The sequence below is a fragment of the Rhizorhapis suberifaciens genome (assembly GCF_014200045.1).
Lineage (GTDB): Bacteria > Pseudomonadota > Alphaproteobacteria > Sphingomonadales > Sphingomonadaceae > Rhizorhapis > Rhizorhapis suberifaciens.
On sequence record NZ_JACHOV010000001.1, the window covers coordinates 70,689 to 93,219 of the forward strand.

Below are 22,531 nucleotides of genomic sequence, written 5' to 3' on the forward strand. Positions count from 1 at the left end.
ATAGTGCGATATGTTTTGATGATTTCGCTCTTATTGGCGATAGTAGCGCTGATGGCTGTAGTCCTTATTTTTTAGTGCGATCTCTTCACCCGGATCTGCCGGATCTGCGGGTAATGGGTTGGTAATTTTGAGGACTGAAGAAGGCGATGAAGTTGCTTTACAACACCGGCCGGGGGGTGTCTAATGAGACCGCCAGAACAAGGGGGGAGCCCCATGGCCGATGATCAGTCGCCAGGCGTGCGGACCGACATGCCGGAAATTGCCGACGACCCAAAAGACCGCACGAGTCTTTCGGATACTGAATTCAAAAAGCAGTTGGCCGACGTGATTCCGCATCTGCGCGCCTTTGGCCGTTCCCTATCCGGCAATCGTGATGTTGCCGACGACCTGGTGCAGGAAACATTGCTCAAGGCATGGGCAGCCCGGGAGCGTTTTCAGGCCGGGACCAATATGCGCGCCTGGACCTTCATCATTCTGCGCAATTACTATCTATCGCAAATGCGGCGTTCCCGTTTCCGGGGGGAATGGGATGAATTGGCGGCGGACCGTCTGCTGGCGGCCCCAGCAGGACAGGATAAGCAGGTTGAATTGTCCGACATGCAACGGGCATTGATGCAACTGCCTCAATCGCAGCGCGAAGCACTGATCCTGGTGGGAGCGGGCGGCTTTGCATATGAGGAGGCTGCCGAGATCTGCGAGGTTGCCGTTGGGACTATCAAAAGTCGCGTTGCAAGAGGCAGGGCAGCGCTGGAGCAGATATTGGAAGACGGCGCGATCCCGTCCCGCCGTACGCAGATCAGCAGCGAGGGCGGAGCGCTTGAAGAAATAATGGATGACGTCGATCGCATGAGCCGGGGACGGCTATAAAATAGCTGCATGCCGCATGCTTCATTTAGTCGAAGTCAGAGCGGAAGCTGGTTCAACTTTCCCAGCAAATCGCCCAATTCGGGCGGCAGGTTATTTTCTGGCTGATGATAGGCGCTACGAAGCGCCCGGCCCACACCCTCATGGGGGACCGGACGGGAAACTGTCTGGTAACGCGTGTTTCCCTCTTCCTGCTGCCGCACTGATAAACTTTCGTTCCGTCTTGACATGGCTTACAAACGAAGACGTCCCAGAAAGGTTTCTGATTATTTTTTTGGGACCAAGCGAGCTACATTTGCGACCGGCGCTTTTGCCATGCGACTCCACGACTCGACGAAATTTCCCATTATGTTGAATTTTTCCGATGCTTTAAACCGAGCGCGGCGGCACAGCGGGTTTTTATCGCGGCTTGCCGACCAGCATGAGGCAATCAGCGATCTTTTGAATGTCGGGAAGCTCGACGAGGCTTTTCGAAAAGCGGAGCAGTCAGGGCAGGACGCGTCCGGTACGGCGCAAATGTTGCGCAGGCGCCGCAATGCACTGGCGTTGGTAACCGCGATCGCTGATCTGGCGGGCGCGTGGGACCTCGAACGCGTGATGCACGTGCTCTCCGACTTTGCCGACGAGGCGTTGGAAGCAGCAATTCATACCGCCTTTGCCGAGCGGCTGCCTGGCGAAGAGCCGCGCGGCTTTGCTGTTATTGCACTGGGAAAGCATGGCAGTCGGGAACTCAATTACAGTTCTGACATAGACCCGATCCTCGTTTACGATCCCAATACCATGCCTCGGCGGGAGCGCGAGGAACCGATCGAGGCGGCCCAGCGGATTGGACGGCGGGTGGTTGAATTACTCAGCGCGCGCGATGGTGACGGCTATGTTTTTCGCGTGGACCTTCGGCTGAGGCCGTCTCCTGAAGCCACGCCCATCGTTCTTCCTGTAGACGCCGCAATTTCCTATTATGAAACAATGGCTTTGGGATGGGAGCAGGCTGCATTCATCCGGTCTCGCGCTGCGGCGGGAGACAAAACACTGGGAACTTATTTTCTGCAGGCAATCCGTCCTTTCATCTGGCGGCGCTCACTTGATTTTGGGGCCATAGACCAGATTACCGATGTGTCGCGCCGCATTCGCGATCATTATGCTCAGGGGCAAGTTTTTGGGCCTGGCTTCGATCTGAAGCGTGGGCGGGGCGGTATCCGAGAAGTGGAATTTTTTGCCCAAGCGCATCAGCTCATCCATGGCGGACGCCATTCCGAATTGCGCGCGCCGGCAACAGGTGAGGCTTTGGCCGCGTTACGCGGCGGAGGCATTATAGAGTCTGATGTCGCCGCGGATCTCGACGCCGCTTATGTGCTGTATCGCACCATCGAGCACCGGCTGCAGATGGTAGAGGACCGGCAGACCCATAGTCTGCCTAAAAGTGCCGAGGAGCTTCAACGCGTGGCGGGCCTGCATGGCCTGGAACGGCCGGAAGAGCTGTTCGACCTGCTGCGGCCGCACGTCGAACGAACCGGGCGTATATTCGACGGGCTGATCGGGTCGGACGCGGGGGACGGCTTGTCCATGAATGAGACCCGGCTTACCGAGCAATTGGCAGGGCTTGGTTTTGCCGATCCGAAGACACCGGCGGCCCGCATTATCAGTTGGCGTAGTGGAACGCTCCGGGCTTTGCGAAGCAAGGCGGCCTTGTCGGCTCTGGAAGCCGTGCTTCCCGACCTCATGGCGGCGATAGCGAAAGCGCCCGATCCGCCGGGATCGCTCAATCGGTTGGATCATATGATTGCGCGTCTGCCAAGCGCGATAAACTTCTTCAAGCTGTTGGAAGCGCGGCCTGCACTGGCCGCCATGCTGGGCAACATCCTAAGCCATGCTCCGGTTCTTGCAGAAGCCCTGGCGCGGCGCACGGAATTGCTGGACGGCTTGATCGACGCCACGGCCTTCGACCCACAGTCGCCAGTGGACGAACTGGTCAGGTTGTTTTCGGCACTGGAACCCGGCGAGGATTATCAAGTGCTGCTTGATCGGGTGCGGCAGAAGGTGGGAGACCGTCGTTTTGCACTGGGCGTACAGATCATCGAGGGTGCGCGCGATCCTTTGGAAGTTGCTGCCGACTATTCGAAAATTGCGGAGGCGGCGCTCCTCACCCTCGCGGAAGCAACCGTCGGCGAGTTCGAGGCTCAGCATGGCAAGGTTCCTGGAAGCGAACTGGCGATATTGGCGCTCGGACGGTTAGGCGGTGGTGCGCTTACCCATGCGTCCGATCTCGACTTGATTTATCTTTTCAGCGGCGATTTCCGCGCTGAGTCCGATGGACGCAGGCCGTTGGGCGCGACGCAATATTATAATCGCCTGGTTCAGCGGATCAGCAATGCCTTGTCTGTGCAAACCGCCTCCGGGCCGCTTTACGAGGTGGATACCCGTCTGCGGCCTTCGGGCGCGCAGGGCCTGCTGGCCGTCTCCTTCGACAGCTTTGAGCGGTATCAAAAAGAATCCGCCTGGACCTGGGAGCATCTGGCGCTGACACGAGCGCGGCCGGTTTTCGGATCGGCGTCGGCACGGACAGCCCTTCAGACCATCATAGATGATGTGCTCCATATGAAGCGAGACCTGTCACGTTTCGTGCGGGACGCCATCAAGATGCGAACCGATATTGCGCGCCATAAGCCGCCATCCGGCCCCCTTGATGCAAAGCTCGTTGCCGGTGGGCTCATCGATCTGGAATTTCTAGTCCATGTCACTCAGTTTCGTAACGATAGTGGCTTTTCTCCGTGTCTGAACGAGGCGTTGCAGATGTTGGTAGGTGAAGGACATTTACCGGCGGAGCTGATCAGTGCTCATGACCTGCTCACGCGCTTTTTGGTCGTGTCGCGCCTGGCTATATCGGGAGCGCTGGAACCAGACGGGGCCTCGAAGATGCTGGTGGCCCGCGCGTGCGGCTGTAAAAGCTGGGACGATTGGCTTGAAAGCTATGCTCGTGCCCGGCAATGCGTGCAAAGCCAATGGAAGGCCATAGTTTTGCAGCATGGAGACATTTGAGATGATCAATGAGGGGGAATCGGTTCCGGACACCGCGCTGGATGATTTGAATGGCGAAAGCTTCACGCTGCGGCGCTACCTTGGAAAACCGCTGGTTCTCTATTTCTACCCGAAGGCGGACACGCCGGGATGCACCAATGAAGCGAAGGATTTCTCCAGCCTGGCGGCAGAATTCGAAAGGGCTGGAGCAGCGGTTCTGGGTGTGTCCAAGGACAGTGTGAAGAAACTTGGCCGTTTCGCCGAAAAGTACGATCTTAAGGTGGAATTGGCTTCGGATGGGACGGGAGATTTCTGCGAGGCTTTCGGCACTTGGATTGAAAAGAGCATGTACGGGCGAACCTACATGGGGATTGCGCGAGCGACCTTCCTGATCGACCGTGATGGGAAAGTGGTACGGGTCTGGCCTAAGGTGAAGGTTTCCGGCCATGCGCAGGAAGTATTGGAAGCGGTGAAGACGCTTGGTTGAGGCTCACCGCCGAACGGTAGGCGAAGCTGCAAGCGCCGTGTTGCTGACTGCTGACCCGTCCGCCAAGGTTATGGCGGCGAGGGCAGCCGCCAGGAATTGGCGGCTGGGCCGGTTGCAGCATGTCTTTGGCGTGTCGTTGCCGGAGCGGCCCGCAAGGCCGGATCAGCCGGAATTACTGCCTCCAACGCGGATGCCGAAGCGGGGCAGGGGCGGATCGGAACGGGCTCGCATAGCTATGCTACATGCCTTGGCCCATATCGAATTCGTCGCCATCGATCTGGCGTTCGACCTTGTGGCGCGGTTTGGTGCGGAATTTCCTCCGGAATTTACCAGTGACTGGATGAGGGTGGGTGCCGACGAAGCAATGCACTTCGCCCTGCTGGACCGGCGGCTTCGTCAATATGGCAGCTTCTATGGGGCGCTGCCCGCGCATGATGGGCTATGGGAGGCGGCGCAAGAGACGGCCCACGACGTTGCAGCACGACTAGCCATAGTTCCGATGGTCTTGGAAGCGAGAGCCCTGGATATCACGCCGCAGACAGCCGAACGGTTCGAGCACATGGGCGACCGTCGTACCGCAACAATGCTTCGGCGAATCTACGCAGACGAAATTCGGCACGTCGCAACAGGGACGAAATGGTTCAACGAGACGGCGAGACGAGGGGGTTTATCGGCTGCTAATTATTACCAAATCCTTGTAATCCGCCACTTTCGGGGCTCTCTAAAGCCTCCGTTCAACGACTCAGCGCGTCGGCAAGCCGGTTTAACGCGGGAATATTACACGGCGCTTGCAGGATAGGACCACTGCATGCACACAGGATGCACGGGGCCGGGAGGGCTTGGTTGGGGAAACCAGGGCCACTCAGCTAAAAAATTGGTCGCAAAAAGGGGCAACGCCCCGCGCATAAGTCGGGGTCTGCATGTCCTTTTTCAAAGCGAACAACGATGTCGGCGGAAGCTTGTTCCGTACGCTTTGGGACAATAACGCCTTCTCTGCTTTGAAAATTCTCTTTATTGGTGCCGCCATGTGCGCTGCCGCTCCGGCAATGGCTGACGTTGCGATGGACAGCCATGAGGATGATGCCTCCGATATCAGGAGCGGCCTTGGCACGGCTGATGCCGATTTTCGTGCAATTTTCGCTTCCTGGAAAAAGATGGACGGCGGCCTGCAGGCAACGGTTTCTATTCCTTCGTCGCGCCCAGTGGACAATCTGACCCTGACCAGCAGCTTCGGTGTCCGCGAAGATCCGTTCAACGGTCATCGGCGCGCTCACAAGGGCATTGATATTCCCGGTCCGGTCGGCACCCCGATCTATGCCACTGCCGATGGGATCGTCGGCCGCTCTCAGTGGGTTAGCGGTTATGGCAATCTGGTCGAACTGAACCACGGCAATGGCATTGAAACCCGCTATGGCCATATGTCGAAGCTGATCGTGCAGCCGAACCAGCGCGTGCGCCGTGGCCAGGTTATAGGCCTCATGGGTTCGACCGGTCGTTCCACCGGCAGCCACCTTCATTATGAAGTGCGCATAGACGGCGATGCCGTCAATCCTTTGCCCTTCATCCAATCCAGCGATTATCTGTTGGCACTGAACGGCAAGCCGCCGGTCATTGCGATGGGTGGTCCCGAAAGGGAATAAGTGACCGCAGCTTTGCGATAGTACAACCGGCGCCATTGGCTTGCCGGTTTGGTTTTGAATCCCTATCTTCCCCACATGTCCGATATGATCCTTACGCCCTCCGCAGCCGCGCGTGTGGCCGCCATTGCGACCCGCCAGGGTAAACCTGCGATCCTGCGCCTAGCGGTGGAAGGAGGCGGTTGTTCTGGCTTCCAATACCGATTCGGGCTTGTCGAAGAGGTGGATAGCGATGATCTGACGGTGGAGCAGGATGGCGTCAGACTGGTGGTTGACGCCGTAAGCCTGGACCTGGTGCGTGGTTCAGCGGTCGATTATGTTGAGGATCTGGGCGGCTCAGCCTTCAAGGTTACCAATCCCAATGCAGCGTCCGGCTGCGGTTGCGGATCCAGTTTTTCGGTTTAGAAGCACCGCCTGAAACTATTTCGGTTTTGCCGGAATATTGCTTTTGGGAAAGCTTTCATGCGGATCGCCACTTTCAATATCAACGGCATCAAGGCGCGCCTGCCGCGTCTTTTGGAATGGATAGCCGAAACCCGGCCGGATGTAGCGTGTCTTCAGGAAATCAAGACGGCGGACGAAGGGTTTCCGGAAAAGGAAATTCGCGATGCCGGCTATGGGTGTATCTGGCATGGGCAAAAGGGATTTAACGGCGTTGCCATTCTGGCGCGCGGCATAGATCCGATCGAAGTTACACGCGGCCTCGCGGGCGAGCCGGAGGACGAGCATAGCCGCTATATCGAGGCGGACGTAAACGGCGTTCGGGTCGCCAGCATTTACCTGCCCAACGGCAATCCTCAACCGGGTCCCAAGTTCGACTATAAGCTGCGCTGGATGGAGCGCCTGCGCCATCGCTCCGCGGAGATAATGGCGGAGGAAATCCCGGCGGTGCTGGCTGGAGACTATAATGTCATTCCACACGATCAGGACGTTTTCTCCGTGCGGGCCATGGAGAACGACGCCCTTATGCAGCCGGAAAGCAGGGCCGCCTATCGGCGCATCCTTGGGGATGGATGGACCGATGCGCTGGCGACGCGGTATCCTTCAGGCGGGGTGTGGACCTTTTGGGATTATCAGGCAGGCTGCTGGCAGCGGGATGCCGGTTTTCGCATCGACCATTTCCTGTTGAGTCCCATTGCGGCGGACCGGCTGATCGACGCGCAAGTGGATAAGGAATATCGAGGCCGGGAAAAAGCCAGCGATCATGCGCCGGTCTGGGTGGAACTGCGCTAATGATTATCGATCTGCTGTCGATAAATACCAGCGCTCCGTTCCCTCAAGCCCAATCGCCGTCAGCCGACCGCTATGGTACGCGCCTGTGTCGATACCGATCCGATTGGGGTGCTCATCTACCTCCAGCATGATCGTGTGGCCATGGACAACGATCTTGTCATGGGGCTGGCGGTAGAACAGGAATTCATCCCGGATCCACCGCAAGTCGGCTGGATCTTGTTCCGATAAGGCCACGCCCGGCTTTATGCCCGCGTGGACGAACACGTAATCGCCTGCCTCGATCAGATCTTCAAAACTGTCCAGAAAATCGATATGGACTCTGGGAACATTGTTCAACATCCAGTCGGTGAGCTGCTCAGCCTCCATGCTTTCATAGTCATCGGCGCCAAGGCCATAGCTAAGCATTGTTTCCCGCCCACCGAAACGGGTGAGAAAACGAGTCGACTGGACGTCCCCGCGAGCCGCGCGAATGAAAACTTCCTCATGGTTTCCCTTTAGGAAGCGCACGGTGCCTTCGTCGCTCTGAATTCCGAGCTCCGCCAATTCCATGGCGCGCTGAACCACACCGGCCGAAGCAGGGCCTCTATCGACCAGGTCTCCAAGGAAGATCAGCCGGGCTTCGCCGTCCCCCCTTGCGCTGCTGTCGCTAAGGATGCGGTCGAGGAGCTGGTCCAGAAGATCCAACCGCCCGTGAATGTCGCCAATCGCGTAATATCGTCGGCCATCCTCCACCGAAGGAAGAGCCGGTGCTTCAGCGATTTTTTTCCTGCGTGAGAAAATCCCCAACATGCCGGGCCACTATATCACAGTCTGGGCAGCGTCACGCCCTGTTGTCCCATATATTTTCCGGCGCGGTCGGCATAGCTGACTTCACACGGCTCATTGCCTTGCAGGAACAGAAACTGGCACGCGCCTTCATTGGCGTAGATCTTGGCGGGAAGCGGCGTGGTGTTGGAAAATTCGAGCGTCACATGTCCTTCCCAGCCTGGCTCAAGGGGCGTTACATTAACGATGATGCCGCAACGCGCATAGGTGCTCTTGCCAAGGCAGATGACCAGCACGTCGCGCGGAATGCGGAAATATTCCACCGTCCGGGCCAAGGCAAAACTATTGGGCGGAATGATGCAGCAATCGGTCTTGCGGTCGACAAAGCTGTTCGATGCGAAATCTTTGGGATCCACCGTGGCGCTGTCCACATTGGTGAAGATCTTGAACTCATCGGATACGCGCGCGTCATAGCCATAGGAGGAAAGGCCGTAGCTGATGCAACCCTCACGCTTCTGCGCCTCGACGAAGGGCTCGATCATGGCATTTTCCAGCGCCTGCGCGCGAATCCACTTATCGGACATTATCGACATTCAAGCATCTTTCGCTTCGTTTCCTTCAAGAATGGCCGGCCGAACGCATGAGGCAAGAGTTGGGCAAGGCTGTACCGTTCCACCCGATCACCCTCGGCTGATGTGCAATAGATGGAAATCGCCCGTCCCGCCACCTGCTCGGCTTCACTGATGATTTGACGGCAGCGGCCGCAGGGTGTGACCACATTCTGGCCAGATATGACCCCCCGGTCGTCAATGGGGCCGCCTGCCATGGCGATAGCTTCCACATCGGCCAAGCGTCCCTGAGCATTGACCGAGGCGAGGGCCACGGTTTCGGCGCACAGCGACAGTCCGTAGCTCGCATTTTCGAAATTGCTGCCAATGACAACTGTTCCGTCTGTTAGGCGGACCGCTGCCCCCACTGCAAAGCGGCTATAAGGACAGTGTGCATTTTCCATGGCTTTGCGAGCCGCCGCGAGAAGTTCTTGTTGAGGATCCGTCATGGCCGCACCACGTCCCATTCGACTGCGCTTTCGATCCCCTCAATCCGTCTGATGTTGGACGCTGTCCATATGACCCAGGGGCGCTCCGCATAATCGGGGGGGAAGAAATTGCCTTCAAGCCACAAAGTGCGATTAATGCCTTCGCCGACCCGGTAAAGATCCTCAAATTCAGGGCTGACCCTGATGAGTGCGGGCTTGCCAAGATGCGCCTCGATGAGGTTCAGAAAGATGTTAAGTTCGCTAAGGACCGTCGCGCGACCGGGTCGGCGCAAGCAGCCGGGCATCAGATCCAGGCGCACCGCAGGTGGCAACATGGCATCGTCACGCGGCACGGTCGCAATGAACAGGGTCGCCTGATCGCCGGCGGACGCACACAGGCTGTAATCGTGCATTGCCCCATAGCGTAGCCGGGCGTCGCGCGCGCCCGTCAGATTATCCTCGAAAGCCGTGTCACGGGTCGACGCACCCGCCGACGCCCGTAAATAGGCAAAGTCAGCGCCCTCGGCTCTTATCGTTCTCCATTCAGCAGAACCATTGGCGGCCGTGACGGCGATCCCTTGCACTGGATAGCTATTGCGCGAGGGCGTCCACGCTTCGGCGTAGCGCACGGCCATCAAGGCCGCGGCGGCAAGCAATATCAGCCACAGGCCGAGGAACATCAGCCGCCGCTTCCATGTTCTTTGCGCCATGCTCACCCCTTGATATGCAGCACGCACAGGAGCGTGAACAGCCGGCGGGCAGTATCGAAATCGACGTCGATCTTCCCTTCCAGCCGTTCTCTCAGTACTTCAGCCGCCTCATTGTGGATGCCGCGACGGGCCATGTCGACCGTTTCGATCTGCTGGGGCGTGGCGTGGCGGATCGCCTGATAATAGCTGTCACAAATGGCGAAATAATCTTTGATGGGACGCCGGAACCGGCCGAGGCCAAGGATGACCGATTCCAAGTAAACGCCATTTTCCCGCGCTATGTCGATTGCCAGCCGCCCTTCTTCCACGCGCAAGTTGACACAGTAAGGACCTTTATAGCCATCGGCATGCTCCCGCTGGGGGGCGAAATGATTTTCCTCCAATATGTCGAAGATCGCAATCCGTCGTTCCTGCTCGACATCCGCGTTGCGCCAGATGATGGTCTGTTCGTCGAGCGAAATGTCTATGATGCGCGGATCGGCCATTCGATCCCTCCACTACGAGGGGGGCGGGGGTGAGATCAACGGATAAAAGCGCAAAGGCAAGTTCATGGAGCCTTTATGGTCCGCAAGCGTTATGAATTTTCTGCCCTGTGTGGGGGCCTGATGAAGAGGATCGGAATGGCGACACGGCGCGAAGCGGTTTTCGGGCTAGCTGGCCTATGGGCACTTCATCCGGCATTTGCCGGGGCTGTCACGAAAGGCGGCGAAGCTTTTTCCTGGGCATGGCTCCAGGATCGCGCGCTTGCGCTTTCCCGTGAGCCGTGGCGCGCACCGCCCAAGGGTGCGCCTGCCCTCGACAAAATGGACTATGACGCCATACAGCATGTCGAATATCGCCCGGAGCGGACCTTGTGGGCCGATCATGACGATGCTTTCGGCGTCCGCTTCTTTCCGTTGAGCAAGACGGCCAGGAGAGCGATTTCGATCGATATTGTTCAAAATGGCATTGCCCGCCCCTTCGCTTACAGTCCTTCGCTCTATCGCTTTCCGGCGAAGCATCCGATGGCCGCTATTGGCAAAAATGGCGGCTTTTCCGGCTTCCGTTTTATGAACAGAGGGGGACGGGGCGATTGGATGGCCTTTCAAGGCGCATCCTATTTCCGATCCGCAGGGCCACTGCATCAATATGGGCTGTCGGCGCGCGGCCTGGCCATTAACACCGGCATTTCCGGTCCCGAAGAGTTTCCGGAGTTTACGCATTTCTGGCTGGAACGGGGGGAGACTGGAGTGACCGTCTATGCCCTGCTGGATGGTCCATCCGTGACGGGTGCTTACCGGCTGGTGAACCACCTGCTTGCTGACCAGATGCTGCAGGATGTCAGTATGACGCTGCACTTGCGGAACAGCGTGGAACGGCTTGGGATCGCACCGCTGACCAGCATGTTCTGGTATGGCGAAGGGCATCGCGCGAAGGCAAAGGATTGGCGGCCCGAGATTCACGACTCCGATGGGCTTGCGATCCGCACGGGTGGGGGCGAGCGCATCTGGCGTCCGCTCAACAATCCGCCCCGCGCGCAAATGAACAGCTTCGCCGACAGCAATATCAAGGGCTTTGGGCTGTTGCAGCGGGATCGATCTTTCGATCATTATCAGGATGACGCCGTCTTTTATGAAAAACGGCCCAGCCTGTGGATTGAGCCGCAGGGAAAGTGGGGTGCGGGAGCCGTCATGTTGTATGAGATTCCGACGACCAGCGAATATGAAGATAATATCGTCGCCTTTTGGACCCCGGCAGCTGCCGCCGCTGCAGGATCGCGCTATTCATACGACTACAGGATGCGGTGGATCGGCAACGAGCCGGAGGCGATGCCTGTTGCAAGGACGGTTGACTGCTGGACAGGGCAGGGCGGGCGCCCCGGCCAGCCGCCGAGCGATGCTGTCACGAAGGTCGTCGTTGATTTCGCGGGCGAGCGATTCGGTGGTCTTACCTACAAAAATCCAGTGAAGCCGGTTATTTCTGTCACGAACGGAAAGTTGGTCAATAGCGGCACCTTTCCAGTTGATGGAACACGCAATCGCTGGCGGCTTATCCTTGATATCCAACGCGGCAACGGTGAACCGACCGATATCCGCGCTTTCCTGAGTCTGAATCAGGAGGCACTCACGGAAACTTTTGTTTACCAGCTGTTTTAATGCTCTCGTCATCCGTCGCGGATTTTGTTTCGGCTTTCCAGCGATCGGGGCATCGGCCAGATGGGCCGTGTTGGGAGATAATGCCGCTGGCGAAAAATAAGCCGACGACAACAGACTGGGCACCGGATTGCTGAACAGATTGACCGCGACACCTTTGTTGCCGGCCGCGCGGGCCGATGAAATTGTGAGATTGGTTGGAGCTGGAGATCTTCCTCCGGAAACGCCGATCCACATGCCAACCCAATCATTCGAAGAAGCGCCTGAAGTGACGCGCCAGGTCGTAACCTCTCCATGGGGAATGACAGAGCGTCGGCTACTGCTGGTGCTTGGCAGCCTGGCGGTAGGGTTGATGGCTGCCAGCGATTTGGCCAGCCCGCTGCGGGAGGATGGAACGTCCCTTATCGACGCGGCGCTATTCCTTCTCTATTTCAGCTTGTTTTGCTGGGTATCCTTCGGGTTTTTAAGTGCTTTCGCCGGCTTCTGCGTCCTGGCCAGCAGCCGCAGCATGACCCTTCCCGACGAGCCGGAACTCCGTCTTCCACGCAAGCGCACGGCTGTACTCATTCCGATTTATAATGAAGATGTCGATCAGATATTCGGACGCGTGGCCAAGATGACGGCGATGGTTGCCGATGTGGGCGCGACCGGGCTGTTCGACTTTTTCGTGCTGAGCGATTCCCGCGCCGAAATGGAGGCTCGGGAATATAGGGCCTACCGACAGACTAAGGCAGGTAGCACGGTCCCGGTATATTATCGGCGGCGGTCCAAGAATATCGCGCGCAAACCAGGCAATATCGCCGAGTGGGTGGGTCGTTTTGGCGGCGGTTACGATTACATGCTGGTTCTGGATGCCGACAGCCTGATGAGCGGCAAGGCCATGGTGCAGTTGGCAAGCGCCATGGACCGAGCACCCTCCGTCGGCTTGATCCAGACGGTCCCGACGGTGATAAACGCACGAACGCTGTTCGCCCGCTGGCAGCAATTTTGCGGCGTGGCTTATGGGCCGGTCGCCGGTGCTGGCCTCGCATGGTGGTCGGGAGCGGAAGGCACCTTCTGGGGTCACAACGCGATCATAAGGGTGGAGGCCTTCGCTCAAAGTTGTGGCTTGCCTGAACTATCCGGGCCAGAGCCCTTTGGCGGCCACGTCATGAGCCATGATATCGTCGAGGCGGCCTTGCTCCGGCGGCGTGGCTGGGCCGTCCATATGGTGGAACTGCCGGAGGGAAGCCACGAGGAATTTCCGCCGACGCTCACGGATTTTGCCATCCGCGATCGCCGTTGGTGCCAGGGCAATTTGCAGCATTTGCGGCTGTTGAACGGGGCAGGGCTCCACTGGGTCAGCCGGTTCCAGATGCTGATGGGCGCGTCCGCATATCTTGCCTCGCCCTTGTGGCTCATATTGATGATCGCAACGCTGCTTCATCCACTGATCTTCGCGAACTCGCCGCTAGGCTCACCGCCTTCGACCTGGCTAGTAGCGTTGACGGGACTGCTACTGGTAGGTCCCAAGCTTATGTCCTTTGCCTGGCTGTGCATGGATCGCCGGCGGCAGTTGGCGCTTGGTGGGCTGGGGCGGATCGCGCGGACAATGGCGGTCGAAATACCGCTATCCATTTTGATCGCTCCGGTCACCATGCTCGCGCAGACCATAGCCGTGATTGGCATCCTGCGTGGCCGCCCAAGCGGCTGGTCGCCTCAGCGCCGGGAAGCTGACGGGATAGCGCTTCATCAAGCCACCCAGGATTATCGCAGTCACCTTTATCTGGCAGTGCCTTTTCTCGCCGGTATCGTGGCGGGACCAGGCGTCATGGTCTGGCTGTTGCCGGTCGCGATAAGCCTGTTGCTGGCCCCCTTCATCGTGACCGCCACGTCGCGTTGTGACGTAGGCGAGTGGCTGGCGCGGCGCGGAATATTCCGGATGCCGGAAGATGAGGGCCGGCTTCCGTCTTTTGGCAGGGCAGCGCGGCGGCAACTTTACGCGCCTGTTCCCCCACCCGCGCTTAGCCTTGGGAAATGCGCCTTTACCTAAAGTACGTTGCGTCGCTGTCGACAGTCTCTGCCGTAGTTTTCCACAGCTTGCCCACAGCGAAAAAATCCGGCCTCTTGTCTCCTCAGCCTGATCGGTAGATGAGGGGACATGGCCGAGAATATAAGACTGATTGCGCCGTCTGAGGGGACGGAAAAGAGCCTGCCGCGCAATGTGGAAGCGGAGGCGGCGCTGCTCGGCGCGTTGATGATCGACAATCGAATCGCAGAGGATGTGCAGCTGAAGCTTCGCTCAGAGCATTTCTTCGAGCCGGTGCATGGCCGGGTCTATGATGCAATATTAAAGCTGCTCGATCGCAACATGGTGGCAAACCCGGTGACGCTGAAGCCATTGCTGGATGCCGATGAGTCCCTGAAAGAGCTGGGAGGTCCAGCTTATCTTGCACAGCTGACGGGCAATGGCGCTGCCTTGATCGGCGCGCGGGATTTTGCGACGCAGATCTATGATCTGGCCCTGCTGCGCGAGTTGGTGGGCGTCGGTCGGGAACTGGTGGAGAAGGCGCTCGATACAAGTGAGGACGTTGATCCGCTGGGCCAGATCGAAGCGGCGGAAGTGGCGCTTTACCGTGTTTCCGAGGGCGAGGGCGAGGGCGGTAGCGTCAAGAGCTTCCTGCAGGCCAGTACCATGGCGGTGCAAGTTGCTGAACGCGCCTTTTCCAGCGGCGGTCACCTGTCGGGTATCACAACGGGTTTAACTGGCCTGAATGAGAAGATCGGCGGCCTGCATAATAGCGATCTCATGATCCTTGCCGGCCGGCCGGGCATGGGCAAGACCTCGCTTGCCACCAACATCGCCTATAACGCCGCCATCCGCTACGTCCGTGACAAGGACGATGGAATTGATGACGCCAAGAATATGGGTGCGCCAGTCGCCTTCTTCAGCCTGGAAATGTCTGCGGATCAGCTTGCGACGCGTATATTGGCCGAACAGTCGGGGATCAGCGGCGAGGCGCTGCGCATGGGCAAGATCAGCCGTGCGGACTTCCAGAATCTGTCGCGCGCGGCGCGGGAATTGCAAAACCTGCCTCTTTTCATCGACGATACGCCAGGGTTGACGATTGCGGCTTTGCGCACGCGGGCGAGGCGGCTGAAGCGACGACACAATATCGGTTTCATCGTGGTGGATTATTTGCAGCTGCTGCAGGGTTCCTCAAAAGGGGGCGATAATCGTGTGCAGGAGATTTCGGAGATCAGCCGCGGCCTGAAGACACTGGCGAAGGAACTGAACGTGCCGGTAATGGCGCTTTCACAGCTCAGCCGTGCCGTGGAGCAGCGCGAAGACAAGAAGCCGCAGCTTTCGGACCTGCGTGAATCAGGCTCCATCGAGCAGGACGCCGACATGGTCATGTTCGTTTTTCGTGAGGATTATTATGTCGCCGCCCGTGAACCGCGCCGGCCAATGGATGGCGACGATGCGAAGAGCTTTGACGATCACGCCAAATGGGCGATGGAGATGGAGCGGGTCTTCGGCTTGGCCGAACTGATCGTGGCCAAGCAGCGCCATGGCGCGACAGGCAAGGTCAAGTTACGCTTCGATGCGAAGATCACAAAGTTCAGCGACCATATTGATGATGGCTATAGCGCTTTAAGTTATGATTGACTTGTTCCCCTCCCGCTCGCGGGAGGGGAGATAATCAGAACACAGGCTGGTTGGCGGGGTCCTCGGGATCGCCGATAGGGGTAGATGGCGTGTGGATGCCGCATTCCACCTTGTCCCAACCGCGCCAGCGACCAGCGCGGGGATCTTCTCCGGGCTTGACCTTGGACGTGCAGGGTTCGCAGCCGATGGAAAGATAACCCTGCTCCTCCAAGGGATGACGGGGCAGCTGATGCCTTATGAAATAGGCCTCCAGATCCTCCTTGGTCCAGTCGCCCAACGGGTTGAGCTTCAGGCGTCCGTCCTCCACCTCGAATCGGGGCAGATTCTGGCGGGTCTGCGACTGGAACGCCTTGCGGCCTGAAATCCATGCATCGAGACCGTTCTTGGCGCGGGCCAGGGGCTCCACTTTGCGGATTTCGCAGCAGCCGTCGGGATCATAGGACCAGCGCAGGCCGGTATTGTCCTTTGCAGCAAGCGCGTCGTGATCGGGCGTGACCACCCAGCTGTTCTCGATCGCGAAGGCGTCGATCAGCGTATCCCGATATGCCAGGGTTTCCGGAAACATTTTCAGCGTATCGACGAAGATCACGGGAACGGTCCGATCCGCCTGCGCCACCAGATGCAGCAGAACGGCGCTTTCCGTGCCGAAGGAGGAAACGACCGCTACCTTGCCCAGCATGCCCTCCGAAAAGAGAGTGCGGAGCATTTCTTCCGTTCCGACACCTTCGAAACGGGCATTGAGGGCGTCCGCGGCAGCCTGTGTGAAGCTGGGGCGGGCGTCGATAACGTCGATTTTCCGAGCAGCTTCAGCCATTACGAAGCGCCCATACGGGCTCCCGGCCATCAACGGTCTTCTGGTAGACATGCTCATAGCGCTCAAGAGATGTCTTCACCACGTCAGCATCGAAAGGTACGTCGGGCACGAAGCTGTCGAAGCCGCAGCGGCGCATATGCGGCAGTTGATCGACCAAAACGTCACCCACGGCGCGGAGCTCTCCGGTATAACCGGCTTCCCGCAGAATGCGTGCGGCCGAATAGCCGCGACCATCGCCGAACACGGGGAAGCTCACCTCAACCAGCGAAATGCGATCGAGATAAGGGAGCAACTCACGCGCATCGTCGCCCGGCTCGATCCGGACCGCTGTTGCGTTGGTCTGGCCCTGGAAAGACTCCAGTGTGACAGTCGGTTCCTGCGTGGCCACGTCACCATCCCGAAAGGAGAGGAAATCAACCATAAATAGCCTCCTTGAACGGCTCCATGCCGACGCGCCGATAAGTGTCCAGAAAGCGTTCGCCGTCCTGACGTAGCGCCTTGTAAACGTCCGTCGCCTTTTCGACCGCGTCTACGATGCCGTCTTCATCGAAACCCGGGCCGACGATCTTTGCGAGGCTCGCATCCTCCGCTCCCGAACCCCCGAAGAGAAGCTGGTAATTCTCGGTGCCTTTCCGGTCGACGCCAAGAATGCCGATATGTCCCGCATGGTGATGGCCACAGGCGTTGATGCAGCCTGAAATCTTCAGCTTCAATTCGCCCAGATCGCGCTGCCGGTCGAGATCGGCGAAGCGTTCGCTGATCTTTTGCGCGACGGGGATCGAACGGGCATTGGCCAAACTGCAATAATCCAGGCCAGGGCAAGCGATGATGTCGGTGATGAGATCAAGGTTCGCCGGCGAAAGTCCCGCTGCGTCCAGTTTTTGCCAAAGCGGGTAGAGATCCGACTTTTTCACATAGGGCAGGACAATGTTCTGCGCATGGGTGACGCGCAGTTCGTCCATCGAATATTGCTGGGCAAGATCGGCGATCAGGTCGATCTGGTCCGCCGAAGCGTCGCCCGGAATGCCACTGACAGGCTTCAGGCTGATTGTCGCGATGGCGTAACCAGGCTGCTTGTGGGCGGCCACATTCTGACGAACCCAGATGGCGAAATCGGGATCGCTGAGATCGATGTCATCGGCGAGGCCGGTTTCATAAGCCGGGTCGGCGAAATATCCCCGAATGCGGTCGAGTTCGGCAGTCGGCGGATTGAGACCCAGTGTCTTCATCTGGGCAAATTCTTCTTCGACCTGGCGGCGATATTCATCGACGCCCAGTTCGTGGACCAGGATCTTGATCCGTGCCTTGAACTTGTTGTCGCGGCGGCCGTAGCGATTGTAGACGCGCAAGCATGCTTCCAGATAGGAAATCAGTTCGTCTTCGGTAACAAAGTCGCGGATTTCCGGTCCCACCATCGGGGTGCGGCCCATGCCGCCGCCAGCGAAGACGCGAGCGCCGATAACCCCATCGCGCTTTACGAGTTCGATACCGATGTCGTGCAGCCGCATGGCGGCGCGGTCTTCCTTCGAAGCGATCACCGCAATCTTGAATTTGCGGGGCAGATAGCTGAATTCGGGGTGAAAGCTGGACCATTGGCGAAGCAGTTCCGCCCAGGGGCGCGGATCGGCCACCTCGTCAGCGGATACTCCGGCATATTGGTCCGAACTGATGTTGCGGATGCAATTGCCGCTGGTCTGGATAGCGTGCATTTCCACCGTCGCGAGATCGGCAAGGATGTCGGCCGCGTCTTCCAGCTTGATCCAGTTGTATTGGATGTTCTGGCGCGTGGTGAAATGGCCGTAATCCCGGTCATATTTGCGGGCGATATGCGCCAGCATGTGGGTTTGGCGGCTGTTGAGCGTGCCATAGGGTATGGCGACGCGCAGCATGTAGGCGTGCAATTGGAGATAAAGGCCGTTCATCAGCCGCAGCGGCTTGAATTGCTCCTCCGTCAGTTCGCCGGCCATCCGGCGACGGGCCTGATCGCGGAATTCCTCGACGCGGCGATTGACGATTGCCTGATCGTAATTGTCGTAGCGATACATGGTCTTCAGGCCCTTACGATGGGAATGGAGGCGTTGATGCCAAGATCGGCACGGACGGTCGGGCCGCTGGCGCGAATGCGGTCCTTGATGTGGAGCGGCATGGGGCCATCGCCGGTCAGTTCCGCCTCCACCACATAGCCCGCATTGACGCGGCGTTCGGCGTCTTCGCGTGCGAGAATGGATTCCGCATCGTGGCCAGCGTCGACCGCTTCCGCCAGATGCCGCGACCAGCCTTCACCAGTCCACCAGATGACATCGCCTGTTTTCAGGTCATTGCCGGTCAATATTCTCACGCCAGTTTCTCCGCCTGTATGGCCCATTGGGCCAGTTTTTCTTCCGCATTGGAGCGAAGCACAACCTCGCCGACGACGATCAGCGCAGGACTCTTCACTTGCTCGCGCGCCATAAGGCCGCCGAGGTCAGCGAGCAAGGTCCGCATGGCGCGGCTGTCCCTCCGCGTACCTTTTTCCAGCACTGCAACCGGCGTGTCGGGGGACAGGCCGTCCGCCATCAGCTTGTCGGCAATGTCTGTCGCCGTCGCGATGCCCATGTAAATAACCAGCGTACGGCCCTTGCCTGCAAGGCCCGACCAGTCCTGATCCGTCAGGCCCTTGCACTGTCCGGCGACGAAAGTCACCGCGCTCGCGGCCTCCCGATGCGTCAACGGCAATTGCGCTTCGGCCGCGCAGCCGATGGCGGCGCTGATGCCCGGAATGACCTCGACTGGCACTCCAGCGGCGCGGCATTCCTCGGCCTCTTCGCCGCCGCGCCCGAAAATATAGGGATCGCCACCTTTCAGGCGCACGATGTCATGTCCCGCCTGTGCTTCGCGGATGATGAACGCATTAATCTCTTCCTGCGGCATGGAATGGCGGCTGCGGCTCTTGGCCACCGAAATGAGCCGGGCATCCCGACGAGCAAGGGCGAGAATTTCATCGTCCACCAAGCCGTCGTGCACAATTACAGACGCTGTGGAAATCAACCGCGCGGCGCGCACGGTCAGCAGGTCGGGATCGCCTGGTCCAGCGCCGACGAGGAAAATACGACCTGGTTCCTTGGGTACATCATTAGCCATGGTGGGGAGATGCGTCGAGAAGGCCCTGATCGCAACCCAGAATGTTTTGTTACCAACTTAGGAAATGTTTTGGTGACTTGTTTTCGGTCCCCCGGCAGTTGCAAAAGTTGCTATTCAGGAATGCCGGCATCCCTCAGTCCGATCCCAATCGACGCCCGGGCCTGATCCGATTCGGACGACGTGACGGGGTAGGCGCAATAGTCAGCCGCATAAAAGGCGCTTGGCCGGTGATTGCCGGAAATGCCGACGCCGCCAAAGGGCGCGGTGGAAGGCGCGCCATTGGTAGGTTTGTTCCAATTGATGACGCCCGCCCGGACATTGGCCCAGAACTGGTCATAATGTTGCGCGGTCCCGCCGATCAGCGATGCGGACAGGCCGTAGCGGCTGTTGTTGGCCTCCGCGATCGCCTGCTCGAAGCTCGAAACGCGGACGACCTGCAGCAGGGGGCCGAATAGCTCAACGTCCGGGCGTTCCGGCATGTCGGTGACATCGATGATGCCTGGCGTGAGGAAGGGTCGGCCTTCTATCGGGCGAGCCATATGCTTGATGGGTTTGCCGCCGTTGCTCATCAGGATGAGGAAGCTTTCGGTAAGGCCGTCGGCCGCCTGGTTGTCGATCACCGGTCCCATGAAAGGGGACGGCTGGCTGTGGGGTTCGCCGACGATCAGGCGGTCCGCGATGGTCTTTACCTCAGCCAGCAGCGCCTCATAGAGGCTGTCCCTGACGATTAAGCGCTTGGCCGCGGTGCAACGCTGACCTGCCGACAAGAAGGCTGATTGGACCACGACTATTGCTGCCGTGTGGATGTCCAGCGTGTCCCAAACCACAATGGGATTATTGCCGCCCATTTCGAGCGCGACGATCTTGTTCGGCTGGCTGGCAAGCTGGACATTGATGGCGATGCCCGTTTGTGCGGACCCAGTGAACAATATTCCGTCGACATCCTGATGAGCGGTCAACGCCTTTCCTTCCAGCGGGCCGCCCACCACCAAGCGGATCGCTTCGTCCGGGACGCCTGCGGCGCGATAGAGATCGACCATCATCTCGCCCACCGCAGGCGTCTTTTCAGAAGGCTTGAAGATGACGGCATTGCCGGCGATCAGCGCGGGAACGATATGACCGTTCGGCAGGTGCGCCGGGAAATTGTATGGACCCAGAACCGCCATCACGCCATGGGGTTTATGCCGCACGGCGGTACGGTCGCCCATGGTGCCTTCAAGCCGCTTCTGCCCGGTGCGTTCGGAATAGGCGGAGACGGAAATTTCAACTTTGTTGATGACCGCGTCGACTTCGGTAAGCGCTTCCCAAACGGGCTTGCCGGTTTCCCGCGCGATGAGGTCGGCGAGCTTCCCGTTCTTGGAGCGGACCAGATTGGCGAAGCGGCGCATGATCTCGATGCGGCTGGTCAGCGATTGGGCCGCCCATTCTGGCCAGGCCGCTCGGGCGAGCGCAACTTCGGCGTTTACGTCGCTGATTTTGCCGGACCAAAGCGTAGCGCCGGTGGCGGGCTCAGTGGATGTGAGCTGGGACATGGGATGCCGTACCGAGCGTCATGCGGTTCATATAGTGCGATGTAGCGCAAATTTCATTGGGCGCCAGGGATTAGTGAGGCGCCTGAACTCCGGCCTGGACGATAGAGGTCGTCAACTCTTGTGCGCCGCGCCCATCCGCCGAATGGCCGCTACCTTATGGCGCAACGGTGCCCAATCATCGCGCTCTGCGATGGCGGACCAGATCGCTTCGACCTCTTCGATATGCATGGAACAAGGGGCTTCGTCGGTCCAGTAGGCATGATCGCGCGTACCGGTGGGGGCGAAAGCATTGATCTCCGCGCGAAGCTTGTCCCATGTGTCGCCGGCATAGCTGTCGGCCCGCTGGGGCTTGCCATGCCGCCAATCGAAAAAGAAACGGTCGATCTGCGTCTTCGAAGCGGCCATGGCTTGTACAGAGGTTTCGATGAACTGCAGGGATGAATCTCTTTCGCCCGGCGCGAGGCCGAGGCGGCGGAAGAAATGCGCGATGAGGGCGTTTTGGTAAAGATCCGGGAAGCGCTCCAGCTCTGCGATCAAAGGCTGGGAATCGCAAAGGAGCCTCAATGAGACGGCAAGTTGCGCGACATCCCAGTGAATGGCCTCGGCCTGGCGACCAAAGGCGTAAAGTCCAGTCTGGTCGAAATATGCGGCGGTAAAGCCTGACTCCCAAAGCGGAGTGAAGCGCCAGGGGCCATAGTCGAAGCTTTCGCCGGTGATATTGATGTTGTCGCTGTTAAGTACGCCGTGAACGAAGCCGGCGACCATATAGGAAGCGGCGAGATCGGCTGTGTTATTCACCGCCTGTCGCATAAGCGCAATTGGGGGCGGAAGTCCTTCGGGAGCAGGCTGGAGCAGGTTTTCCAGGCAATAATCGATGAGACGGACCATCAATTCCTTGTTCTGCTCCAGCGCGATTCGTTGAAACGTGCCGATACGGATGTGGCTGTGGTTCAGACGTACGAGCACCGATGAGCGGGTGGGGGAAGGCTCATCGCCGCGTACCAGGTCTTCCCCGGTTTCAATCAGGGAGAAGGTCTTGCTGGTGTTTACGCCAAGGGCCTCCAACATTTCAGTCGCCAATATCTCGCGAACCCCGCCCTTGAGCGTCAGGCGGCCGTCCCCGAAGCGGCTATAAGGGGTCTGGCCCGATCCCTTGGTGCCAAGATCGAGCAGGCGGCCGCCAGAATCGCGAAGCTGAGCGAAAAGAAATCCCCGGCCGTCGCCGATGTCGGGATTGTACACGCGGAATTGATGTCCGTGATACCGCAGGGCGAGCGGTTGCTGAAGAGTTTCTTCCAGCGGCTGGAACCGGCCGAAATGCGTTATCCACTGTTCGTCCGTAAGGTGGCCAAGGCCCACAGCTTCCGCCCAACGGTCATTGCGGAAGCGTAGGACGGTTTTGGGGAAGTCCGCCGCCTCGACGGGATCGCCGATATTCTCGCCCAGGGCAAGAATCTTGGATTCTGGATGATATTTCGATGCTTGCGGCTGGATCGTCATAAGGCGATATGGGGCATGAACAGCGAAAGGTTCAAGC

General features: G+C 58.9%; 23 protein-coding genes. 10 read left to right on the top strand and 13 right to left on the bottom strand.

Annotated elements, in window-relative coordinates; genetic code table 11:
- Positions 1–249: 249 nt before the first annotated feature.
- The gene (locus HNQ99_RS00315) at positions 250–867 is read left to right on the top strand and encodes a sigma-70 family RNA polymerase sigma factor (protein WP_184473999.1); all 618 of its coding nucleotides are present in this window, start codon (positions 250–252) and stop codon (positions 865–867) included.
- A gap of 35 nt (positions 868–902) precedes the next feature.
- Here the strand turns inward: HNQ99_RS00315 and HNQ99_RS00320 are convergent, their stop codons facing one another.
- Complete coding sequence (locus tag HNQ99_RS00320) at positions 903–1,067, bottom strand: hypothetical protein (protein ID WP_184473658.1); 165 nt, start codon at positions 1,065–1,067, stop codon at positions 903–905.
- 112 nt (positions 1,068–1,179) lie between these two features.
- On the opposite strand from HNQ99_RS00320, the gene HNQ99_RS00325 reads away from it, so the two are divergent.
- The 6 genes from HNQ99_RS00325 (at position 1,180) to xth (ending at position 7,236) form a co-directional block, all read left to right on the top strand.
- The gene (locus HNQ99_RS00325) at positions 1,180–3,900 is read left to right on the top strand and encodes a bifunctional [glutamine synthetase] adenylyltransferase/[glutamine synthetase]-adenylyl-L-tyrosine phosphorylase (protein WP_184473659.1); all 2,721 of its coding nucleotides are present in this window, start codon (positions 1,180–1,182) and stop codon (positions 3,898–3,900) included.
- A gap of 1 nt (position 3,901) precedes the next feature.
- Positions 3,902–4,366 carry a thioredoxin-dependent thiol peroxidase gene (gene bcp, locus HNQ99_RS00330; protein ID WP_184473660.1) on the top strand — a complete coding sequence of 155 codons (465 nt, stop codon included), beginning with the start codon at positions 3,902–3,904 and terminating at the stop codon, positions 4,364–4,366.
- A complete protein-coding gene (locus tag HNQ99_RS00335; protein ID WP_281376736.1) occupies positions 4,359–5,165 on the top strand; it encodes a ferritin-like domain-containing protein in 807 nt (268 codons plus the stop codon). Before bcp ends, HNQ99_RS00335 begins: the two co-directional genes overlap by 8 nt.
- Positions 5,166–5,286: 121 nt before the next feature.
- A complete protein-coding gene (locus HNQ99_RS00340; protein WP_407692288.1) occupies positions 5,287–6,006 on the top strand; it encodes a M23 family metallopeptidase in 720 nt (239 codons plus the stop codon).
- 75 nt (positions 6,007–6,081) lie between these two features.
- Entirely contained in the window at positions 6,082–6,408 is a 327-nt protein-coding gene (gene erpA / locus HNQ99_RS00345) for an iron-sulfur cluster insertion protein ErpA (RefSeq protein WP_184473661.1), read from the top strand.
- Positions 6,409–6,465: 57 nt separating this feature from the next.
- Positions 6,466–7,236 (top strand): exodeoxyribonuclease III, encoded by a 771-nt coding sequence (gene xth / locus HNQ99_RS00350; RefSeq protein WP_184473662.1) that lies wholly within the window; start codon positions 6,466–6,468, stop codon positions 7,234–7,236.
- Positions 7,237–7,239: 3 nt separating this feature from the next.
- On the opposite strand, the gene HNQ99_RS00355 is transcribed toward xth, so the two are convergent.
- From HNQ99_RS00355 to HNQ99_RS00375, 5 genes are read right to left on the bottom strand one after another with little or no spacing between them, the layout of a single operon-like run.
- A complete protein-coding gene (locus HNQ99_RS00355; protein ID WP_184473663.1) occupies positions 7,240–8,025 on the bottom strand; it encodes a metallophosphoesterase in 786 nt (261 codons plus the stop codon).
- Positions 8,026–8,039: 14 nt separating this feature from the next.
- Entirely contained in the window at positions 8,040–8,594 is a 555-nt protein-coding gene (gene dcd, locus HNQ99_RS00360) for a dCTP deaminase (RefSeq protein ID WP_184473664.1), read from the bottom strand.
- Positions 8,585–9,058, bottom strand: a complete 474-nt coding sequence (cdd, locus tag HNQ99_RS00365; protein ID WP_184473665.1) for a cytidine deaminase — start codon at positions 9,056–9,058, stop codon at positions 8,585–8,587. Before cdd ends, dcd begins: the two co-directional genes overlap by 10 nt.
- Positions 9,055–9,747, bottom strand: a complete 693-nt coding sequence (locus HNQ99_RS00370; RefSeq protein ID WP_184473666.1) for a GH25 family lysozyme — start codon at positions 9,745–9,747, stop codon at positions 9,055–9,057. The genes cdd and HNQ99_RS00370 overlap by 4 nt, the downstream gene beginning before the upstream one ends.
- A 2-nt stretch (positions 9,748–9,749) precedes the next feature.
- On the bottom strand, positions 9,750–10,232 hold the full coding sequence (locus HNQ99_RS00375; protein ID WP_184473667.1) for a UPF0262 family protein: 483 nt from the start codon (positions 10,230–10,232) through the stop codon (positions 9,750–9,752).
- Positions 10,233–10,307: 75 nt separating this feature from the next.
- On the opposite strand from HNQ99_RS00375, the gene HNQ99_RS00380 reads away from it, so the two are divergent.
- The 3 genes from HNQ99_RS00380 (at position 10,308) to HNQ99_RS00390 (ending at position 15,528) form a co-directional block, all read left to right on the top strand.
- Entirely contained in the window at positions 10,308–11,882 is a 1,575-nt protein-coding gene (locus HNQ99_RS00380; protein ID WP_246414303.1) for a glucan biosynthesis protein, read from the top strand.
- Between the two features lie 184 nt (positions 11,883–12,066).
- Complete coding sequence (mdoH, locus tag HNQ99_RS00385; protein ID WP_322790297.1) at positions 12,067–13,911, top strand: glucans biosynthesis glucosyltransferase MdoH; 1,845 nt, start codon at positions 12,067–12,069, stop codon at positions 13,909–13,911.
- Between the two features lie 108 nt (positions 13,912–14,019).
- Positions 14,020–15,528, top strand: coding sequence for a replicative DNA helicase (locus HNQ99_RS00390; RefSeq protein ID WP_184473669.1), 1,509 nt, complete (start codon positions 14,020–14,022; stop codon positions 15,526–15,528).
- A 34-nt stretch (positions 15,529–15,562) separates the two neighbouring features.
- Here the strand turns inward: HNQ99_RS00390 and HNQ99_RS00395 are convergent, their stop codons facing one another.
- The 7 genes from HNQ99_RS00395 to HNQ99_RS00425 form a co-directional block, all read right to left on the bottom strand.
- A complete protein-coding gene (locus tag HNQ99_RS00395; protein WP_184473670.1) occupies positions 15,563–16,342 on the bottom strand; it encodes a phosphoadenylyl-sulfate reductase in 780 nt (259 codons plus the stop codon).
- Entirely contained in the window at positions 16,335–16,763 is a 429-nt protein-coding gene (locus tag HNQ99_RS00400; protein ID WP_184473671.1) for a DUF934 domain-containing protein, read from the bottom strand. Before HNQ99_RS00400 ends, HNQ99_RS00395 begins: the two co-directional genes overlap by 8 nt.
- Entirely contained in the window at positions 16,756–18,387 is a 1,632-nt protein-coding gene (locus HNQ99_RS00405) for a nitrite/sulfite reductase (RefSeq protein ID WP_184473672.1), read from the bottom strand. Before HNQ99_RS00405 ends, HNQ99_RS00400 begins: the two co-directional genes overlap by 8 nt.
- A gap of 5 nt (positions 18,388–18,392) precedes the next feature.
- Entirely contained in the window at positions 18,393–18,680 is a 288-nt protein-coding gene (locus tag HNQ99_RS00410) for a DUF2849 domain-containing protein (protein WP_184473673.1), read from the bottom strand.
- Entirely contained in the window at positions 18,677–19,462 is a 786-nt protein-coding gene (gene cobA, locus HNQ99_RS00415; protein WP_184473674.1) for a uroporphyrinogen-III C-methyltransferase, read from the bottom strand. Before cobA ends, HNQ99_RS00410 begins: the two co-directional genes overlap by 4 nt.
- 110 nt (positions 19,463–19,572) lie before the next feature.
- A complete protein-coding gene (astD, locus tag HNQ99_RS00420; protein ID WP_184473675.1) occupies positions 19,573–20,994 on the bottom strand; it encodes a succinylglutamate-semialdehyde dehydrogenase in 1,422 nt (473 codons plus the stop codon).
- 111 nt (positions 20,995–21,105) lie between these two features.
- A complete protein-coding gene (locus HNQ99_RS00425; protein WP_184473676.1) occupies positions 21,106–22,494 on the bottom strand; it encodes a protein adenylyltransferase SelO family protein in 1,389 nt (462 codons plus the stop codon).
- Positions 22,495–22,531 lie beyond the last annotated feature (37 nt).

Coding starts and splice junctions, on each gene's coding strand:
- HNQ99_RS00370 (WP_184473666.1), bottom strand. CDS start 9,747: ATGGCGCAAAGAACATGGAAGCGGCGGCTGATGTTCCTCGGCCTGTGG.
- HNQ99_RS00425 (WP_184473676.1), bottom strand. CDS start 22,494: ATGACGATCCAGCCGCAAGCATCGAAATATCATCCAGAATCCAAGATT.
- HNQ99_RS00375 (WP_184473667.1), bottom strand. CDS start 10,232: ATGGCCGATCCGCGCATCATAGACATTTCGCTCGACGAACAGACCATC.
- xth (WP_184473662.1), top strand. CDS start 6,466: ATGCGGATCGCCACTTTCAATATCAACGGCATCAAGGCGCGCCTGCCG.
- HNQ99_RS00390 (WP_184473669.1), top strand. CDS start 14,020: ATGGCCGAGAATATAAGACTGATTGCGCCGTCTGAGGGGACGGAAAAG.
- HNQ99_RS00405 (WP_184473672.1), bottom strand. CDS start 18,387: ATGTATCGCTACGACAATTACGATCAGGCAATCGTCAATCGCCGCGTC.
- HNQ99_RS00325 (WP_184473659.1), top strand. CDS start 1,180: ATGCGACTCCACGACTCGACGAAATTTCCCATTATGTTGAATTTTTCC.
- cobA (WP_184473674.1), bottom strand. CDS start 19,462: ATGGCTAATGATGTACCCAAGGAACCAGGTCGTATTTTCCTCGTCGGC.
- HNQ99_RS00340 (WP_407692288.1), top strand. CDS start 5,287: ATGTCCTTTTTCAAAGCGAACAACGATGTCGGCGGAAGCTTGTTCCGT.
- dcd (WP_184473664.1), bottom strand. CDS start 8,594: ATGTCGATAATGTCCGATAAGTGGATTCGCGCGCAGGCGCTGGAAAAT.
- astD (WP_184473675.1), bottom strand. CDS start 20,994: ATGTCCCAGCTCACATCCACTGAGCCCGCCACCGGCGCTACGCTTTGG.
- HNQ99_RS00395 (WP_184473670.1), bottom strand. CDS start 16,342: ATGGCTGAAGCTGCTCGGAAAATCGACGTTATCGACGCCCGCCCCAGC.
- cdd (WP_184473665.1), bottom strand. CDS start 9,058: ATGACGGATCCTCAACAAGAACTTCTCGCGGCGGCTCGCAAAGCCATG.
- HNQ99_RS00380 (WP_246414303.1), top strand. CDS start 10,308: ATGGTCCGCAAGCGTTATGAATTTTCTGCCCTGTGTGGGGGCCTGATG.
- HNQ99_RS00400 (WP_184473671.1), bottom strand. CDS start 16,763: ATGGTTGATTTCCTCTCCTTTCGGGATGGTGACGTGGCCACGCAGGAA.
- erpA (WP_184473661.1), top strand. CDS start 6,082: ATGTCCGATATGATCCTTACGCCCTCCGCAGCCGCGCGTGTGGCCGCC.
- HNQ99_RS00355 (WP_184473663.1), bottom strand. CDS start 8,025: ATGTTGGGGATTTTCTCACGCAGGAAAAAAATCGCTGAAGCACCGGCT.
- HNQ99_RS00315 (WP_184473999.1), top strand. CDS start 250: ATGCCGGAAATTGCCGACGACCCAAAAGACCGCACGAGTCTTTCGGAT.
- bcp (WP_184473660.1), top strand. CDS start 3,902: ATGATCAATGAGGGGGAATCGGTTCCGGACACCGCGCTGGATGATTTG.